At 56.5% G+C, this 16,785-nt stretch carries 15 protein-coding genes; 10 read left to right on the top strand and 5 right to left on the bottom strand.

What is annotated here, in order from left to right; all coding sequences use genetic code 11:
• The first annotated feature begins 4 nt into the window (after window positions 1-4).
• From AC6I8R_RS21835 to AC6I8R_RS21855, 5 genes are read left to right on the top strand one after another with little or no spacing between them, the layout of a single operon-like run.
• Window positions 5-781, top strand: coding sequence for an SDR family NAD(P)-dependent oxidoreductase (locus AC6I8R_RS21835; protein ID WP_208726522.1), 777 nt, complete (start codon window positions 5-7; stop codon window positions 779-781).
• Between the two features lie 9 nt (window positions 782-790).
• Window positions 791-1,537, top strand: coding sequence for an SDR family NAD(P)-dependent oxidoreductase (locus tag AC6I8R_RS21840; RefSeq protein WP_497832894.1), 747 nt, complete (start codon window positions 791-793; stop codon window positions 1,535-1,537).
• A gap of 11 nt (window positions 1,538-1,548) precedes the next feature.
• Window positions 1,549-1,833: a hypothetical protein gene (locus AC6I8R_RS21845; RefSeq protein ID WP_415175525.1), complete on the top strand. Its 285-nt coding sequence runs from the start codon at window positions 1,549-1,551 to the stop codon at window positions 1,831-1,833.
• A gap of 9 nt (window positions 1,834-1,842) precedes the next feature.
• A complete protein-coding gene (locus AC6I8R_RS21850) occupies window positions 1,843-2,865 on the top strand; it encodes a CobW family GTP-binding protein (RefSeq protein ID WP_415175484.1) in 1,023 nt (340 codons plus the stop codon).
• Between the two features lie 4 nt (window positions 2,866-2,869).
• Complete coding sequence (locus AC6I8R_RS21855; RefSeq protein WP_208726527.1) at window positions 2,870-4,063, top strand: ABC transporter substrate-binding protein; 1,194 nt, start codon at window positions 2,870-2,872, stop codon at window positions 4,061-4,063.
• 71 nt (window positions 4,064-4,134) lie between these two features.
• Here AC6I8R_RS21855 and AC6I8R_RS21860 read toward each other — a convergent pair whose 3' ends face one another.
• Window positions 4,135-5,118 (bottom strand): IS110 family RNA-guided transposase, encoded by a 984-nt coding sequence (locus AC6I8R_RS21860; protein ID WP_497831829.1) that lies wholly within the window; start codon window positions 5,116-5,118, stop codon window positions 4,135-4,137.
• 316 nt (window positions 5,119-5,434) lie between these two features.
• Here AC6I8R_RS21860 and AC6I8R_RS21865 point away from each other — a divergent pair, with 316 nt between their 5' ends.
• Both AC6I8R_RS21865 and AC6I8R_RS21870 read left to right on the top strand, forming a co-directional pair.
• A complete protein-coding gene (locus tag AC6I8R_RS21865; protein WP_208726529.1) occupies window positions 5,435-5,686 on the top strand; it encodes a helix-turn-helix domain-containing protein in 252 nt (83 codons plus the stop codon).
• Window positions 5,676-6,905 (top strand): type II toxin-antitoxin system HipA family toxin, encoded by a 1,230-nt coding sequence (locus AC6I8R_RS21870; protein ID WP_497832895.1) that lies wholly within the window; start codon window positions 5,676-5,678, stop codon window positions 6,903-6,905. The genes AC6I8R_RS21865 and AC6I8R_RS21870 overlap by 11 nt, the downstream gene beginning before the upstream one ends.
• Window positions 6,906-7,062: 157 nt before the next feature.
• On the opposite strand, the gene malG is transcribed toward AC6I8R_RS21870, so the two are convergent.
• Genes malG through malE form a run of 3 tightly spaced genes read right to left on the bottom strand, consistent with a single transcriptional unit; the run spans window position 7,063 to window position 10,746 of the window.
• Complete coding sequence (gene malG, locus AC6I8R_RS21875) at window positions 7,063-7,953, bottom strand: maltose ABC transporter permease MalG (RefSeq protein WP_208726532.1); 891 nt, start codon at window positions 7,951-7,953, stop codon at window positions 7,063-7,065.
• A gap of 9 nt (window positions 7,954-7,962) precedes the next feature.
• Window positions 7,963-9,495 (bottom strand): maltose ABC transporter permease MalF, encoded by a 1,533-nt coding sequence (gene malF, locus AC6I8R_RS21880; protein ID WP_497832896.1) that lies wholly within the window; start codon window positions 9,493-9,495, stop codon window positions 7,963-7,965.
• Between the two features lie 60 nt (window positions 9,496-9,555).
• Entirely contained in the window at window positions 9,556-10,746 is a 1,191-nt protein-coding gene (gene malE, locus AC6I8R_RS21885; RefSeq protein ID WP_497832897.1) for a maltose/maltodextrin ABC transporter substrate-binding protein MalE, read from the bottom strand.
• Window positions 10,747-11,110: 364 nt separating this feature from the next.
• Between malE and malK the strand changes: the two genes are divergently transcribed.
• The 3 genes from malK to malM all read left to right on the top strand — a co-directional run bounded on the left by malK (window position 11,111) and on the right by malM (window position 14,568).
• The gene (gene malK / locus AC6I8R_RS21890; protein ID WP_208726538.1) at window positions 11,111-12,220 is read left to right on the top strand and encodes a maltose/maltodextrin ABC transporter ATP-binding protein MalK; all 1,110 of its coding nucleotides are present in this window, start codon (window positions 11,111-11,113) and stop codon (window positions 12,218-12,220) included.
• A 43-nt stretch (window positions 12,221-12,263) separates the two neighbouring features.
• On the top strand, window positions 12,264-13,565 hold the full coding sequence (locus AC6I8R_RS21895) for a maltoporin (protein WP_415175480.1): 1,302 nt from the start codon (window positions 12,264-12,266) through the stop codon (window positions 13,563-13,565).
• Window positions 13,566-13,650: 85 nt separating this feature from the next.
• Entirely contained in the window at window positions 13,651-14,568 is a 918-nt protein-coding gene (gene malM, locus AC6I8R_RS21900; protein ID WP_497832898.1) for a maltose operon protein MalM, read from the top strand.
• 178 nt (window positions 14,569-14,746) lie between these two features.
• Here malM and malQ read toward each other — a convergent pair whose 3' ends face one another.
• On the bottom strand, window positions 14,747-16,777 hold the full coding sequence (malQ, locus tag AC6I8R_RS21905) for a 4-alpha-glucanotransferase (RefSeq protein ID WP_497832899.1): 2,031 nt from the start codon (window positions 16,775-16,777) through the stop codon (window positions 14,747-14,749).
• Window positions 16,778-16,785 lie beyond the last annotated feature (8 nt).

Raw genomic sequence — 16,785 nt, forward strand, 5'->3', positions numbered from 1 at the left:
GGTTATGCACCTTACGTCCTCAACTCAACCGGTTGCCGCTATCAGCGGCGCCGCCAGCGGAATTGGCCTGGCGCTGGCTACGCTCTACGCCCAGCGTGGCGTTAACGTTATCGCCGGTTACTATCCTGCCGATCCGCACGATCCAGCCTTAGCGGCGGCGCAGGTAGAAGCCGCCGGGGGCAATGCCCTCTGGTTACCGCTGGATGTGGCCTCGACTGACTCGGTAGATGCGTTTATCGCGCAGGGTGTGCAGCACTTTGGTCGTCTCGATTATATGGTGGCGAATGCCGGTATCCTGCGTCGCGCGCCGATTGAAGAGATGAGCGACGCACGCTGGGATGACATGTTAAACGTCGATCTGACCGGCGTGATGCGCTGTTTCCGTGCGGCCACGCCGCATCTGCACGCCGGAGCCAGTCTGGTGGCGGTTTCCTCCATCGCCGGTGGCGTTTACGGTTGGCAAGACCATGCTCATTATGCTGCCGCCAAAGCGGCAGTGCCGGGCATCTGTCGTTCGCTGGCGGTGGAACTTGCACCGCGCGGCGTGCGCTGTAACGCCATCATTCCCGGCTTGATCGAAACGCCGCAATCGCTGGATAAGCAGAACTCTCTTGGCCCGGAAGGGTTGGCAAAAGCAGCCAGCGCTATTCCGCTGGCTAGGGTGGGGCGACCGGAAGAGATCGCCAAAGTGATTGCCTTTCTTACCAGTGAAGAGAGCAGCTATCTCACCGGACAAAGCCTGATTGTTGATGGCGGTCTGACGGTGCGCTGGCCGGATTAAGGAGCCACTATGCAATTGCAGAATAAACGTTGTGTGATTACAGGCGCGGCCAGCGGCATTGGAGCGGCGATTGCCGTCCTGTTCGCCCGTGAGGGGGCGAGGTTGATATTGACCGATCGTGACGCCGACAAACTGGCGTGGCAGGTGACGCAATGCCAGCAGCTCGGTGCGGAGTGTCACGCGGTGGTGGCGGATGTTGGTGAGATCAAGGGTGCCACCGCTGGCGTAGACGCCTGCCTCACGCGTTTTGACGGTATTGATGTGCTGGTCAATAACGCCGGGATGTTAACTCAGGCGCGTTGCACGGAGATCACCCTGGCGATGTGGGAAGAGATGATGGCGGTGGATCTGCGTAGCGTGTTTCTCGCCACTCAGCGAGCGCTGCCCGCCATGCAGGCGCAGCGCTGGGGCAGGGTGATTAACATCGCCTCGCAACTGGGAATCAAAGGAGGCGCGGAGTTGTGTCACTATGCCGCCGCCAAAGCCGGTGTGATTGGTTTTACCAAATCGCTGGCGCTGGAAGTCTCGGCGGATAACGTGTTGGTCAACGCCATCGCCCCCGGCCCGATTGAGACGCCACTGATTGATGGCATCAATCAGGCATGGAAGCAAGCCAAAGCGGCTGAATTGCCGCTGGGACGCTTTGGTCGTGCTGAAGAAGTGGCGCCGGTGGCGCTGCTGCTCGCCAGTGAACCCGGCGGCAACTTGTTTGTCGGCCAGACGCTGGGACCCAATTCTGGCGATGTGATGCCCTGACGGAGGTAATGATGTGTGGAGTCTGCGGCCTGCTGGATAACGGGCCGCAGTGGAGCGATCCACTGCGCCAGGATATCCCCCAACGTCAGCTACGTTTGCAACAACTGGCGCTGCTGAACCGCGCGCTCAAGCCGTGGCGACTGACGTTAACTGAGTTTCACAACAGTTGGCTGTTAGCCAGCCCAACCGGACAACAAGTGCTGGTGAATTCTCTGGATGTACTGTGGCAGGAAGCGGAAAAGATGATCCGACGTCCTGTCGATCCACTGGATGATAACTGGCTGAACGCGCTGTAAGGAGAGCGGATGGATTATCAGGAAAAGTTACCCTTACACGTACTGAGCGGCTTTCTTGGCAGCGGTAAAACCACCTTGCTGAAAGGCTGGCTGGCACAACAAAACCTGAATGAGGTCGCGTTGCTGGTCAATGAGTTCGGCGAAGTGGGTATTGACCACTATTTGCTGAATGAAGTGGCACCGGATACCGTGCTGCTGCCGAGTGGCTGCGTCTGCTGCCAGATTCGTGGCGAGCTGAAAACCGCGCTGCTCGATCTGTTTGAACGCCGCACGCGTGGCCTGCTGCCACCGTTTAAGCAGGTGATTCTGGAGACCACCGGACTCGCCGACCCCTCGCCGATTCTTTCAACGCTGCTGCACGATCGACAACTCCAGCATCATTTCATTCAGGGCACGCTGGTGACACTGGTGGATGCGGAACATGCGCGTATGCAGGCGGATGTACAACCTGAATGGCTGGCGCAGGTTAGCGCGGCAGATAAATTGCTGATAAGCAAAAGCGATCGCATCAACCCATCGCAGCAGACCTTGCTGGTTGACTGGCTACGTCAGCTCAACCCACTGGCACAACTTAGCGATACGCGTACGGCGCTGGACGACCCGCATAGCCTGTTTCTCCTGCCGTTACGCAGCGGTTCACGCCAACAGCGTTTTCGCTGGCTGGGTGCCTGCGCGGATGATGGCTACCGGCTGGCCCCGACGACGCACAGCGTTTCACATCCGGTTACGCAAACCTGCGTGATTACTCTGCATCAGTCGTTAAACTGGCCAGCATTTGCTATCTGGCTGTCAATGCTATTACATTGCCACGGTCGCACGGTGCTGCGGATGAAAGGCATTTTACGCGTCAGCGACAGCAGCACGCCGATTGTTATCCACGGTGTGCAACACACCTTACATCCGCCGGTGCATCTGCACGACTGGCCCGGTGAGCTGGAGAGTTCAAAGCTGGTGTTTATTTTGCGCGGTCTGGAGGCCGATCGCCTGCAACAGGCGTTCAGCCGCTACCTGCGGGCGTTTGAGGAGCCATAACGGTATGAATTCTGCGGCAGTGGTCAACGACCAACTGACCTTACGCGTGCTCGGAACCTCCGTCACGCTGCTGGAGATGCTGCGCGTGCGCGCGGAGCAGGATCTCGGCATCAAAATTGAATATATGCTGCGCAGCGTCGAAGATGCGCAGCGCATCGCGGTGATGCATCCCGAAAGTTATGACCTGTACGACCAATGGTTCCACAACATCGATTTTGTCTGGCCTGCACGCGCCATTCAACCGCTGGAGATTAAGCGGCTGACCTGGTGGGACGAAGTCAATGCCCTGGCAAAAACCGGCACCCTCAACACCGATGGGGTGCTGGCCGATGGCAGCGTGCCATCGCAACGCTTATATGTGCAACGTGATTTGCACCTCGGCAGCCAGCCAAGCGATCACATCAGTATGCTGCCGCTGACCCACAATGCCGATAGTTTCGCTTATCACGTTGACCGACTGCCTGCGGCCTTGCAGGGCGCAGAGGAGAGCTGGGGGTGGTTGCTCCATCCGGCGCTTACTGGCCAGGTCGCGTTGCAGGAAGATGCCGCGATGGGGGGACTCGATGCGGCGCTGGCGATGCAGGGCGCGGGGCTGGCGCGGTTTGCCAACACCGGCAACCTGACGCTGGAAGAGATTGATGTGCTGACGCAGGCGCTGTCGCGCCTTAATCGCCACGGGCATTTCGCCGCATTCTGGGCCACCCAGGAGCAGGCGTGTGATTTGATTGAAAACCGTCAGGTGGAGGTGCAGAGCCTGTGGGCACCGATCTACTTCCGTCACCACTTCCACCAACGTGGTTATAAGATGGCGCATCCGCGCGAAGGCTATCGCGCATGGTATGGCGGCATGTCGTTGTCACGTTGCGCCACCGGTAGAATTAAAGACGCGGCCTACGCTTACCTGAACTGGTGGCAATCCGGCTGGCCGGGGGCGGTGATGGCGCGCCAGGGCTATTACATCTCTAACCCGGAGCGCAGCCGCGCGCATCTCTCTACCGCCGAGTGGGATTTCTGGTATGGCGGCAAACCCGCCGCAGAAATGCTCTACGACGCATGGGGCGCGCCGTTGATACCCGAAGGCGAAAGCCGTGACGGCGGCAGCTATGAACAACGCATGAGCCATATCGCGGTGTGGAACTCGGTGATGGATGAACACAATTATCTGACACGTCGTTGGCAGGATTTTTTGCGTTCGTAATCATTTTACCAATGCGCGATAAATCGCGCCGCTACAACCAGCAACAACAAGCGTAGCTACCGTCTTGAACGTCAAGCGGTAGCTGCGTAATTTTCATCCCACTTCATCCGCGTTTTCAGCACCCCGAAGCACTGATGAACCAGCTTGCGCATCACCGCTCCAAGCGCAGCCTTGCTGGCTTTGCCCTTCGCGATTAGCCTCTGGTACAGCGCCTTCGCCGGGGCATTCCACCTGATCGCTACAATCGCCGCCATATACAGTTTCGCCCTTACGTCTGCCGGGCCTGTTTTTGACATCCGCGCACGCCCCCTGACTGAGCTACCGGACGTTTTTTCCACCGGTACCACACCCAGCCACGCAGCGACCTGTGAAGCACTCCGGAACGGACACGAGCGCAGCACCGACAGCATTGTCGTGCCCACCACGCTGCCTATTCCTTTTATCGATTCCAGCAGCTCACGGTCTTCCTTCAGACCCGGATGATTATCTGTGTGGTCTGAGATGAGCGCTTCAATACGCTTCAGCTCGTCCCTGTGGGCTTTCAGGGTTCTCTCCAGCGAGTCAATGATTTCAGGCGCTGTGCGGGTTGAATGAGCCTTTTCCAGTCGGTTCTCCGCCCGCTGGACATCAGCCTGAAGTGAGTCCCGCAGACGCACCAGCTCCCGAAGTTTACGGACCTCCGGGGAGGGTGGCACCCAGGCATCAGGCTGTTTCAGCTCGCCATAACGGGCCAGGATGTAAGCATCAACGGAGTCGTTTTTAGTCAGGATAGCCATTCCACGGGCGAACTCCCTGACCCGCTGAGGATTGCTGATGCAGACTGTAACGGGGGTATTTTCATGAAGACCGAAGGCGACGTTTTCGTGATAAATGCCGGTCGCTTCGAGCACCACCATCACCTGTTCAGGATGGCATTTTTGCCTGAGTAACCAGTCATTTATCTCCCGGTCGGCGTCGGGATGATTTTTGAGGGTTTTGGTTTTCTTTTTCCCGTTGCCGGGCAACAGGCAGAGGTCGAGTTTGTTTTTACTGACATCAATACCGAGATAAATCATAAGACAGCTCCCTTTCACATGAACCATCACGCCATCTTGCCTTGTACATACGAAGTCAGAGCTTCTGGTTACCGTTCAGAGTAGATGCTGGCGTGAAAGGAGAAACGGAGGGCTTTAAGCTACGACACAAGATCGAGTCTTAAGCGGCGCGACAAGCTGCCTCCGTTTCGTGTAACGGGTAGCTAACCAGTTACAACTTCAAGATACAAGCGGCACGATTTATCACGCTTTTCTTTTAAATGGATTTTGTAGTTATATAGTGACAAAATTATATTAATAGATATTTTGTCACTATATGGGTACATTCGGAGGGGTTATGTTGCCAGGTATGAAAGCCATCGGCCTGAAATGTCGCGAACGGCGCAAAGCCAAAGGCTGGACCCAACAGGTCGCGGCCTCACGCGCGGGCATTCATCGCACGCTGGTTTCAGAGATCGAGAACGGTGCCTACACTGGCTCGCTCAAGGCGTTTACCCTTTATCTCACAGCGATGGATTTGATGCTGACGGTACAAACCGCGGGTTTACCGCAGTTGGATGAGCTGGAGGCGTTGTTTGATGATGACTGATCTGAGCCAGCTCTCCCGACCCATTCGTCAGATTGAGGTCTATAACGGCGGTGAATACAGTGGCAGGCTGTTGCATGAACACGGCAGTTATAACTTCACCTATGCCAGTCCCGCCAGCCGTCGCGTATCGCTGACCATGTTGCCGGATAATCGTATGGGTTATAACGCCAGCCGGTTGTTTAACATCTTTGAGATGAATATCCCGGAAGGGTACGTGCGTTACCATATTGCGGAGCGCTTGCGTCGCTACGTGGGTAGCATCTCCGACATGCTGTTTCTGGCGTTGCAGCAAGATACCGGGATTGGCGCGCTTTCCTACGTCAGCGATATCAATTTACCGCGTCCCACACCGGAGAAGCTGGAGGATTTACTGCGTTGGGATCATAAAGAGAGCGCCTTCCAGTATCTGTTGAACAAATATCTACTGCAAACCACCATCTCCGGTGTGCAGCCGAAAGTGATGATCAGCAGTGAAAGCCGGGGTACGGTGCTGTATCCCAATCTGATTGCGAAAACCGGTGATGAAGAGAATCCCCGCCTGGCGGAGAACGAGTTTATCTGTATGTCTCTGGCGCGCGCCTGTGGCTTGCCGGTGGCGGATTTTTGGCTCTCGGATAACAAGGAATTGTTCATCATGGAGCGCTTTGATATCCAGGGAGAAAAGCGGCTGGCAATGGAAGATTTCTGCGTGCTGGCAGGTAAGACTTCAGACCATAAATACACGGGTTCATATGAAACCGGTGCCAGAATTGTCAGCCTGTTTACCCGCGACCAGGCACAGGTCGAGTTGTACTGGCGATACGTGTTATTCAGTTGCATGGTGGGCAACGGCGATGCGCATCTGAAAAACTTTTCGCTGGTTTATCAGGCGGAAGGGGCAGCAATGCCACAACTCTCGCCATTATACGATGTGGTCAATACGCAGATTTACCCAACCAACGATAACGAGCTGGCGTTAAAACTGAATAAAAACAAACAATTTCCCGATCGGGACAGTCTGATTAAATTTGGCCGCGAGTTAAAAATCATTCATCCCGAGCGAGTGTTGGAGGAGTTTGCCGATGTCATCAGCACCCAACTGACGCATTTTGCTGACTTCCCTGAATTGCAGGCTGCCATTGGACGCTCGCTGACCCGCAGCGGCGCAACTAACAACCTGTTCATGAATACCGATGTGAAAAGGCCGAAGAAAAGAAAGACCGATGCATTGCTGAAGTGAGGCGATAAAACGTATCTATATAGTGACAAAAATGAATTTTCCATCAATTTGTTGTTATATAGTGACAATAAAAGAGGCGGCCCGCAGGCCGCCGAAGCATCTCAACTCTCAATGGCAGTGAACATTGAGGAAGCAGTGGCAACACAATGATGAAGTCTTAACCCTTGACACCCCCGGCGGTCAGACCGCTGACCAGCCAGCGCTGCGCCAGCAGAAACACCAGCGTTATCGGGATGGCGGAAAGCACCGCCGCAGCGGCGAAGTCGCCCCACAGGTAGTTCTGTGGATTGAGATATTGCTGCATCCCCACCGCCAGCGTGTAACTGTTAACGTCGCGCAACAGCAACGAAGCCACTGGCACCTCGGTAACGGCTGCAATAAAGGCGAGGATAAACACCACCGCCAGAATCGGCACCGACAGCGGCAGTAACACCAGACGAAACGCCTGCCACGGCGTCGCGCCATCCAGGGCGGCGGCCTCTTCCAGCGAACCGTCAATGGTTTCGAAATAGCCTTTGATGGTCCAGACGTGCAGGGCAATGCCCCCCAGATAGGCAAAGATCACGCCACCGTGGGTATTCAGGCCGAGGAACGGCAGGTACTGGCCCAGACGATCAAACAACGCGTAAAGCGCCACCAGCGACAACACCGCCGGAAACATCTGGAAGATCAGCATGCCTTTCAACAGGCTGGCGCGTCCGGTGAAGCGCATACGGGCAAAGGCATACGCACAGGTGGTGGAGAGCGCCACGATGCCGAGTGCGCTGATACCGGCAATTTTGACCGAGTTCCACAGCCACAGCAGCACCGGGAAGGGCGGGGGCGTCACGCTGCCATCGGCGTGCTCGACGCTGAAACCGAGCGCCAGCCGCCAGTGTTCCCACGACACCTGATCCGGGATCAAACTCCCGGTGGCAAAGTTTCCGGCACGCAGCGAGATCGCCACCACCATCAGCAGCGGGAACAGGATTGCCGCGATAAAAGCCAGCAACACCAGATGCGTCAGCAGCAGGCGCAATTTCTGCGATTTGGGTTGTACCATCGCCATAACGTCTCCTTAATCGAATTTCATCCGCACGGCTTTCAGGTTAATCACCGCCAGTGCGCCCACCAGCAGGAAGATCAGGGTGGCTATCGCCGCCGCCAGACCAAAGTCCTGACCGCCGCCGCCTTCAAAGGCGATACGCCAGGTGTAGTTAACCAGCAGGTCGGTGTAACCCGCCGGCGTGGTGGTGCCAAGCCGGTCGGGGCCACCATTGGTCAACAATTGCACCAGCACGAAGTTATTAAAGTTAAAGGCAAAGCTGGCGATCATGAGCGGCATTAACGGCTTCAGTAACAACGGCAGGGTGATCAAAAAGAAATTCTGCAACGGCCCGGCCCCGTCCATCGCTGAGGCTTCATAAAGATCGTCAGGGATCGCTTTTAACAGCCCCATGCACAAGATCATCATGTAGGGATAGCCCAGCCAGGTGTTGACGATCACCAGCATGGCGCGCGCCAGCGTCGGATCGCTGAACCACGCAGGTTGAAAGCCAAACAGCGCCTTCAGCATCACGTTGATTTCGCCGAAGCTCTGGTTAAACAATCCTTTAAAGATCAGGATCGAGATAAATGCCGGAACGGCATACGGCAGGATCAACATCACGCGGTAGACCGCCTTGCCGCGCAACGCTTCCCACTGCACCAGGCAGGCCAGCACCATCCCCACGGCGACCGTGAGCACCACGGTCAGCAGCGAAAAGATCAACGTCCAGCCGAAGATCGCCAGGAATGGTTTCTGGATCCCTTCGTCGGTAAAGACGCGGATAAAGTTTTTCCAGCCGGTATTTACCGTAAACCCGGGACTGAGTTTCTCGCTGCCCCAGCTACCGTCGGCATTGACGCTCTGATAAAAACCGCTCAGCCCGTTGGCGCGATAGAACAGGCCGCTTTGTTGGTTTTTCAACCGCCCATCATCACTCAGCAGATAAAGCGGGCGTGTACCGGAAAACTGGCGCAGGGAACTCATCACCAGTTGACGTCCATCCGGCAGTTCCGCATGGATTTGACTGAGCGCCTGACGATGGGTGGTGATAACACGCAAATTGGCACGTTCACCGGCAGGCGGCGTGGCGACCGTGAGTTTCAGTGACTGTTCACCCCCGAAGGCAAACGGCGCTGAAACGTAGGTTTGGCCGCTATCGGCCTCGGTCAGTACCAGCTGCCAGCGGTCACCTGCTGCAATCAGGTTGAAATTTAACCCAGCACCGTCCTGATACTGGCGACTCAGCAACACCTGCTGCGCGCGTTCCAGCGTCAGTTGGTTGGTGCTGCTGTAGTTGGTAAACGCAATGGCGACGGTACAAACCAGCGGGAACAGCACAAACAAACCCATCCCGGCGATACCGGGATAAACGTAGCGCCAGGCATACGCACGGCGGTTGGCATAGATCCAGATACCAAGCGCACTGATAACCAGTGAAATCAGGGCAAACAGATATTCACCCTGGATATACATCAGCACCAACAGGTAGCCGACCAGCAGACAACAGATCCCGACGAGAAGGCCCTTCAGCAACGTGCTTCCCGTTTGCGGTTTTCCTGACATGATCCGGTTTTCCTTAACAGCCAGTGACGAGCCGGATTGCTCCGGCCCGGCGAGTGGAAATTACTTATTCAGACGTGCTTTGGCATCTTTCAACGCGGCGTCAACCGTCTGACGGCCACTCAGGGCGTTAAGCGTGGCGGTGCGCATCGCGTACCAGAAGGCCGCCATCTGCGGGATGTTCGGCATAATGTCGCCGTTCTGGGCGTTACTCATGGTGGCGGCAATACGCGGATCTTTCTCGAGCTGCTGCTGGAAGGATTTGAGCGCCACGGCACCCAGCGGCTTGTCTTTATTCACCGCCTCCAGTCCGGTATCGGTCAGCAGATAGTTTTCGAGAAACTCTTTCGCCAGCTCTTTGTTCGGGCTGGCAGCATTGATCCCGGCACTCAACACGCCGACAAAGGCTTTCGACGGCTTGCCATTCAGTGTCGGCAGCAGGGTGACGCCATATTTGATGCCGCTTTTATCAATATTGCTCCACGCCCAGGGGCCGTTAATGGTCATGGCGGTCTGGCCCTTGTTAAACGCCGCTTCCGCGATGGAGTAGTCGGTATCGGCATTGAGGGTTTTGGCTTTGACCTGATCCACCAGGAACTGTAAACCGGCTTTTGCCCCGGCGTTATCGACACCCACGTCTTTCACGTTGTAATGGCCGTCGGCGTATTTAAAGGCGTAGGCACCACCTGCCGCCAGCAGCGGCCAGGTGAAGTAGGGTTCCTGGAGGTTGAACATCAGGGCGCTTCTGCCTTGTTTACGCATTTGCTTGTCGAGCGCGGCGATCTCTTCCCAGGTTTTGGGCGGGGAGGGCAATAAATCCTTGTTATAAATCAGCGACAGGGCTTCAACTGAAATTGGGTAACCGATCAACTTACCATTGAAACGCACCGCGTCCCAGGTGAACGGGAAGAGTTTTTCCTGAAAATTTTTATCCGGGGTGATTTCCGCCAGCAGGCCCGATTCGGCATAGCCGCCAAAGCGGTCGTGCGCCCAGAAGATGATATCCGGGCCGTCACCGGTCGCTGCCACCTGCGGGTATTTCTCTTCCATTTTGTCAGGGTGTTCCACCGTCACCTTGATGCCGGTTTCCTGCTCAAACTTTTTCCCCACCTCAGCCAGACCGTTATAGCCTTTATCGCCGTTGATCCAGATGACCAGTTTTCCTTCTTCGATTTTTGCCATCGCGGTTGCCGAAAATAAAACGGCAGAAAGGGCTGATAAGGCGAGAATGCGTGCGCCGGTTTTCATCGTCATAACTCCATCCTGTTAGCGGTAACGAAAATTTCTGTTGTCGCCACATTGTGTGGATTCAGGTCGCGTTCTCATCCTCCTCCCCTCTACGCCTGTCGCGCGTCCAATGTGATCGCCGTTGCAAAACTGCCCGGTTATCACGGTCTGGCGCACAAAAATGGCGCTGCCAGTTTGTATTGCCGATCACAAAAATGCCTGGCGGCCCCGTCACCCCTGCCTGTCGGCCATGATCTCCTCCTCCCGTCTCCTCCCCCATAAATCCGCCCGGTGTGGAGGATGTTACCCACGTCAGCCTTGCCCATAGTGGTCGCCGGAGTCTGCCCGCCGTGATACGGGCAAGGATTAGCAAGCTGAGAGGAAAAGCATCATGGCGAGCGTCGCGTTACGCAATGTCACTAAGACCTGGGGCGACACCGAGGTATCGAAAGATATCAATCTGGAGATCGGTGAAGGGGAGTTCGTGGTGTTTGTCGGCCCATCAGGCTGTGGTAAATCCACGCTGCTGCGCATGATCGCCGGGCTGGAAACCATCACCCGCGGCGAGTTGTTGATTGGTGATCAACGCATGAATGATGTACCGCCTGCCGAACGTGGCGTTGGCATGGTGTTCCAGTCCTACGCCCTCTATCCCCATCTTTCCGTGGCGGAAAATATGTCCTTCGGCCTGAAACTGGCCGGGGTGAAAAAGGCGGAGATTCAACAACGGGTAAATCAGGTGGCGGAGGTGTTGCAACTGGCGCATCTGCTCGACCGCCGCCCCAAAGCGCTCTCCGGCGGGCAGCGTCAACGTGTCGCCATTGGTCGTACGCTGGTGGCTGAACCCCGCGTGTTTTTGCTGGATGAACCGTTATCCAATCTCGACGCGGCACTGCGTGTGCAGATGCGCATTGAGATTTCCCGTCTGCATAAGCGACTGAAACGCACCATGATTTATGTCACCCACGATCAAGTCGAAGCCATGACGCTGGCTGACAAAATCGTGGTACTGGACGCCGGACGCGTCGCCCAGGTCGGTCGTCCACTTGAGCTTTATCACTATCCCGCCAACCGCTTTGTCGCCGGTTTTATTGGCTCCCCCAAGATGAATTTTCTGCCGGTGAAAGTCACCGCGACCTCGATTGAGCAGGTTCAGGTACGGCTGCCCAACGATCAACTGGTGTGGTTGCCGGTGGACAGTGCCGGGGTGCAGGTGGGTAGCAACATGTCGTTAGGCATTCGTCCCGAACATCTGATTTCCAGCGATATCGCCGATGTCACCCTCGAAGGTGAGGTGCAGGTGGTCGAGCAACTCGGTTTTGAAACGCAAATTCACATCCAAATCCCCGCCATCCGTCAGAACCTGGTTTACCGCCAGGAAGACGTGGTGCTGGTAGAAGAGGGCGCCCTGATGGGCATTGGCCTGCCGCCAGAACGTTGCCATCTGTTCCGTGAAGATGGCAGCGCCTGTCGCAGGCTACATCAGGAGCCTGGTGTTTAGCCCCGTAAAAACAAGAAAAGCAATGACCTCAGGAGATAAAAACATGTTAACTCTGCGCAAACTCCCTCTCGCGGTTGCCATCGCGGCGGGTACGCTCTCTGCCCCATCGATGGCGGTGGATTTCACCGGCTATGCCCGTTCCGGCATCGGCTGGACCGGCAGTGGTGGTGAACAACAATGTTTTCAGGCAACCGGTGCGCAAAGCAAATACCGTCTGGGTAACGAATGCGAAACCTACGCTGAATTGAAACTGGGCCAGGAAGTGTGGAAAGAGGGCGATAAGAGCTTCTATTTCGACACTAACGTGGCCTATTCGGTATCACAGCAAAACGACTGGGAAGCGACCTCCCCGGCGTTCCGTGAAGCCAACGTCAAAGGCAAAAACCTGATTGATGCCCTGCCAGGCGCCACCATGTGGGCCGGTAAGCGCTTCTATCAACGCCATGACGTCCATATGATCGACTTCTACTACTGGGATATCTCCGGTCCGGGCGCGGGTCTGGAAGATGTTGATCTCGGTTTCGGCAAACTCTCCTTCGCTGCCACGCGTTCGTCAGAATCCGGCGGTTCTTACACCTTCTCCAGCGATCAAACGCGTGATTACGCCACCGCCACGGCCAACGATGTGTTCGATATCCGTCTGGCGGGCCTGCAAACTAACCCGAATGGCGTACTGGAACTGGGTGTTGATTACGGACGAGCCAATGAGCGTGATGGCTACCATCTGGAAAATGGCGCGTCAAAAGATGGCTGGATGTTCACAGCTGAACATACCCAAAGCATGCTGAAGGGCTACAACAAGTTTGTGTTGCAATACGCCTCCGATGCCATGACCTCACAAGGCAAAGGGCTGCCACAGGGCACCAGCCTGAATAATAACGGTAATATGTACCGGATCCTCGACCACGGGGCGATTTCGCTGGCGGATCGTTGGGATCTGATGTACGTCGCCATGTACCAGGACATCGATCTCGACAATAACCGTGGTACCGAATGGTACACCGTGGGTGTGCGTCCGATGTACAAATGGACGCCGATCATGAGCACCTTGCTGGAAGTGGGCTACGACAACGTCAAGTCACAACAGGCGAATGAGCGCAACGGTCAGTACAAAATTACCCTCGCGCAACAATGGCAGGCTGGCGACAGCATCTGGTCGCGTCCGGCACTGCGTCTGTTCGCGACCTACGCCAAATGGGATGAGAAGTGGGGCTACACCAAAGACTCCTCTGGCGATATCACCTCCTTTGCCGCAGCGGATAGCAGCGGTAACGGCATCCTGACCAACAGTCGCGGTAATAACGACGAGTGGACGTTTGGTGCGCAGATGGAGATTTGGTGGTAATTCGCTAGTTTATCGATCGTTTATTCGGCAGCGGCGGCCATTGCCTGGTTCCGTCGCTGCTGATCTGCCTAATAAGGTCAAAACAATGAAAATGACAAAAACACTGGCGGCGCTTTGCCTGAGTGCCGCGCTAATGGCGGGCCAAAGCCTGCCCGCGTACGCCGATATCACTCTGGTGCCACAGGATCTCTCTGCGGCGCCGAAATTTTCTTCAGCCAGCCTACACCAAATGAGCTGGCTGCCGGTGGATGCATCACGCACCCAGGTCACTAAGCTGTCTGACGTCACTACCCCGACCGGGGCCGCTGGTGTGACGGGCGCGGTCGCGGCCTATAGCCTGCCAGCCAATATTGGTGAACTCAACGTCACCTTAACCAGCGAAGTGGCAAACAATCAGGTGTTCGCACCAAACGTGCTGGTGCTGGATGAAAACCTGCGTCCCGCCGCCTGGTTTCCGAGTAAGTTCTTTACCTACCAGCAACCGGGGGTGATGACGCCAGACCGGTTGGAAGGGTTGATGAAGCTGACGCCAGTGCCCGGGCAGCAAAAGATTTACTTGCTGGTGTTTACCACCGAGAACGATCTCACCCAAACCACCACGTTACTGGACCCGGCCAAGGCTTTTGCCAAAGGCACCAGCAACGCGATACCTGATATTCCTGATCCGATCGCGCGCCACACCGGCACCGGTACGCTGAAGCTGAAAGTCAAAACCAGTTCTGGCTCGTCAATCCTGGTGGGGCCGTTGTTTGGTTCGTCTGGCCCGGCACCGGTGATGGTCGGCAGTACCCAGGCGGCAACGCCGGCCATCGTGACAACGTCACCTGCACCGCAAAGCGCGCCGATTATGAATGATACCGAGAGCTACTTTAATCAGAACATCCGCCAGGCGGTTGAGCAGGGCAACATTGATAAAGCGCTCAAACTGCTGGATGAGGCCGAACGGCTGGGATCAACCACCGCACGGCCAACGTTTATCAGCAGTGTTAAAGGCAAGGGGTGATGTTACCCCGGCAGTGCTGAGTTGCCCCACCTGGTGCGCTACGGCGCACCTTTTTTATGCGTGCAATAATCGCGTTATAAATCACGCCGCTACAGCCAAAGTGCGCACTACGTCGAAAACTGCGTGATAAATCACGCCGCTACGTAACGGCCCGTAGCGGCGCGATTTATCGCGCAAACTAACTGATCTGCCGCCGCTGGTGGATATCCGCCAGCAAAGCATTGACCTGCGCATCGCGAAACAGCGTTTCCAGCGTGACGCGCAATTTACGCCGCCAGTTGGGATACTGATCGGTGGTGCCCGGTATATTCACCGGTGCGGCCATATCCAGCCAGTCCTCGGGTTGCAGTCCAAGCAAGGCGCTGCTGCTGTCGGCCAGAAAGCCGTGCATTGCATGGTTCAGCGTGGTGTTCATCACGGTCTGACGGGTAAATTTCGCCAGGTAGCCAGTGCGGCGCAGGCTGCGCATCAGCGCCTGTTTTGCCGCTCGCCGCTGTTGATGCAACCCGGCGAGGATAATTTTGTCAGGATACAGTCCCAATTTGCTGCCGGTCGTCAGGTCATCACTTTGCCACCAGCCACGCAGCGTCGGCATATCATGGGTGGTGGCGACCGCCATCGCCTGACGCAACCATTGGCGCGGTGGGCGGAAACCCGTTGCCGAGGTTTGCTCAAAATAAAGCACTTTGTAGGAATACACCCCGGCGTCACGCAGTTTGCCAATAATCGCGTCCGGCACGGTTCCCAAATCTTCGCCAATCACCATACAGCGATGACGCTGGCTCTCCAGCGCCAGGATGGCCAGCAGGTCGTCAATCGGATAGTGGACATAGGCACCCTGGGCCGCGTTGCCGTCGCGTGGGATCCACCACAGACGCAGCAGCGCCATCACATGATCAATGCGCAATGCCCCGCAGTCGCGCATATTCGCCCGCAGCAGGGTAATCCAGGGTTGATAGCCCCGCGCCTGCATCACCTGCGGGTCCATCGGCGGCAATCCCCAATTCTGACCCAGCGGGCCAAGAACATCCGGCGGAGCGCCAACGCTGGCCTGTAAACAATACAGATGGCGATCGCCCCAGGTTTCCGCGCCACCTTGTGCCACCCCCACCGCCAGGTCACGGTATAACCCGATTGGCATTTGCTGTTGCTGGCACACCTCCCAGCAGGCGGCAAACTGTCGGGCGGCCAGCCACTGGAGCCACAGGTAAAAATTCACCTCATCGCTGTGTTCAATACGAAAGGCGCGTACCGCTGCGCTGTCAGGATGCTGCCAGACCTGCGGCCACACCTGCCAACCATAATTACCCTCGTCCTGCGCCAGCAACGCCGCATGTAGCGCATCAAACACCCCCTGAAGTTGCAAACTTTCACCGCCAGCGGTGACAAAGGCTTCAAAGGCATTGACGTCGGGATCGGCCAGGTCGCGCAGGCGGAAATATGTCCAGGCGAGACGCAGCGCGGTCAGTTTGAGTTGCGTGACGGCACGATAATCCACCCAGTCGCTGGCACGCACGTCCTGCCATATCTGCCGGGTCGCGGGGGATTGCCACCAGCGTTGTGCATCCTCGCTCCGGGTAAAATCGTCCACCGCATTCACGTCGATATAAATAACATTTAACCAGCGGCGTGATGAGGGGCTGTAAGGGCTGGCGCTCTCCGGCATCCCCGGAAACAGGGCGTGCAGAGGATTCAGACCAATGAAGGCACCGCCACGCTGCGCCACTTGCTGAAGCATCAATTTCAAATCGCCAAAGTCACCGATGCCCCAGTTATGCTCTGATCTCAGGGTATAGAGTTGGACGCAGGCTCCCCACAGCGATTCACCGTTCAACAGTTCGCCCGGTTCATAACAACGTGACGGTGTCACGATAATCTTGCAGCTAAAGCTGTTGCCAGCTGATGATAGCGTAAGCTGATGATATCCCTCTGGTAAAACGGGTAATCGTAGCGATTGGTCCGGGACGCATTGTCCTGACCACTCATCGCCGCTTTCGCTTTGCAGCCGCCAGAGCGCCGGACCGGTCAGGGTTGGTGATAACTCCAGCGGCTGACCGTGCTGAAACACCCTCACGGCGGGTAACGGCGATCGCTCAGCAGCAGCGGGTTGCATGGCCGCCAGCAGGCGCTGGCGGGTATCGGCGGAAATAGTTTGCGACTGGCCGTGGGCATCGATGTAATCCAGCGCGATGAGATTGTGTGGTTTCATCGGATTCC

This window comes from Pantoea sp. X-Soil-OKNW-713, assembly GCF_059730685.1.

What these genes read in the sequence shown, in the direction of transcription:
- AC6I8R_RS21855 (WP_208726527.1), top strand. Translation starts at nt 2,870, where the DNA reads ATGAATTCTGCGGCAGTGGTCAACGACCAACTGACCTTACGCGTGCTC.
- AC6I8R_RS21865 (WP_208726529.1), top strand. Translation starts at nt 5,435, where the DNA reads ATGTTGCCAGGTATGAAAGCCATCGGCCTGAAATGTCGCGAACGGCGC.
- malK (WP_208726538.1), top strand. Translation starts at nt 11,111, where the DNA reads ATGGCGAGCGTCGCGTTACGCAATGTCACTAAGACCTGGGGCGACACC.
- AC6I8R_RS21870 (WP_497832895.1), top strand. Translation starts at nt 5,676, where the DNA reads ATGATGACTGATCTGAGCCAGCTCTCCCGACCCATTCGTCAGATTGAG.
- malQ (WP_497832899.1), bottom strand. Translation starts at nt 16,777, where the DNA reads ATGAAACCACACAATCTCATCGCGCTGGATTACATCGATGCCCACGGC.
- malM (WP_497832898.1), top strand. Translation starts at nt 13,651, where the DNA reads ATGAAAATGACAAAAACACTGGCGGCGCTTTGCCTGAGTGCCGCGCTA.
- malE (WP_497832897.1), bottom strand. Translation starts at nt 10,746, where the DNA reads ATGACGATGAAAACCGGCGCACGCATTCTCGCCTTATCAGCCCTTTCT.
- AC6I8R_RS21850 (WP_415175484.1), top strand. Translation starts at nt 1,843, where the DNA reads ATGGATTATCAGGAAAAGTTACCCTTACACGTACTGAGCGGCTTTCTT.
- malG (WP_208726532.1), bottom strand. Translation starts at nt 7,953, where the DNA reads ATGGCGATGGTACAACCCAAATCGCAGAAATTGCGCCTGCTGCTGACG.
- AC6I8R_RS21845 (WP_415175525.1), top strand. Translation starts at nt 1,549, where the DNA reads ATGTGTGGAGTCTGCGGCCTGCTGGATAACGGGCCGCAGTGGAGCGAT.
- AC6I8R_RS21860 (WP_497831829.1), bottom strand. Translation starts at nt 5,118, where the DNA reads ATGATTTATCTCGGTATTGATGTCAGTAAAAACAAACTCGACCTCTGC.
- malF (WP_497832896.1), bottom strand. Translation starts at nt 9,495, where the DNA reads ATGTCAGGAAAACCGCAAACGGGAAGCACGTTGCTGAAGGGCCTTCTC.
- AC6I8R_RS21835 (WP_208726522.1), top strand. Translation starts at nt 5, where the DNA reads ATGCACCTTACGTCCTCAACTCAACCGGTTGCCGCTATCAGCGGCGCC.
- AC6I8R_RS21840 (WP_497832894.1), top strand. Translation starts at nt 791, where the DNA reads ATGCAATTGCAGAATAAACGTTGTGTGATTACAGGCGCGGCCAGCGGC.
- AC6I8R_RS21895 (WP_415175480.1), top strand. Translation starts at nt 12,264, where the DNA reads ATGTTAACTCTGCGCAAACTCCCTCTCGCGGTTGCCATCGCGGCGGGT.